At 70.3% G+C, this 488-nt stretch carries 1 protein-coding gene; it reads left to right on the top strand.

Going from position 1 to position 488, the window contains the following annotated elements; genetic code table 11:
- A partial coding sequence (locus ALMP_RS34685) for a LamG domain-containing protein (RefSeq protein WP_264935726.1) occupies nt 1-488 on the top strand: 488 nt, incomplete at both ends.

Raw genomic sequence — 488 nt, 5'->3', positions numbered from 1 at the left:
CTGGACTCCCGCCCCGAGTCCTACTGGCGCCTCGGCGAGGAGGAGGGCACCGCCGCGAGCAGCGTCAACGAGGCCAACCTCGGCAAGGACCGCGGCACCTACCAGAACGTCACGCTCAACGCCGCGGGCGCCATCGCCGGCGACCCCGGCACCGCCGCCACTTTCAACGGCACCACCTCGCGGATCGACCTGCCCGCCGGCACGGTGAAGAAGAGCCGCGACGCCGCCGTGGAGGTCTGGTTCAAGACGATCGCCTCCGGCGCCGGCGGACCGCTGGTCGGCTACCAGGACAAGGCCTGGGGCACCGCCCCCGGCACCGGTGTCCCGATGCTGTACGTCGGCAACGACGGAAAGCTGCGCGGCCAGTTCTGGACCGGAGCCGTCGAGCCGATCACCGACATCACCAAGAACGTCAACGACGGCCAGTGGCACCACGCGGTGCTGTCCATGTCCGGCTCCACCCAGAGCCTCTACCTCGACGGCAAGCT

It is taken from the genome of Streptomyces sp. A012304 (genome assembly GCF_026008495.1).
Classification (GTDB): domain Bacteria; phylum Actinomycetota; class Actinomycetes; order Streptomycetales; family Streptomycetaceae; genus Streptomyces.
The sequence above is the reverse complement of the archived record's forward strand: the minus strand, read 5'-3'. Positions and strand labels throughout refer to the sequence as shown.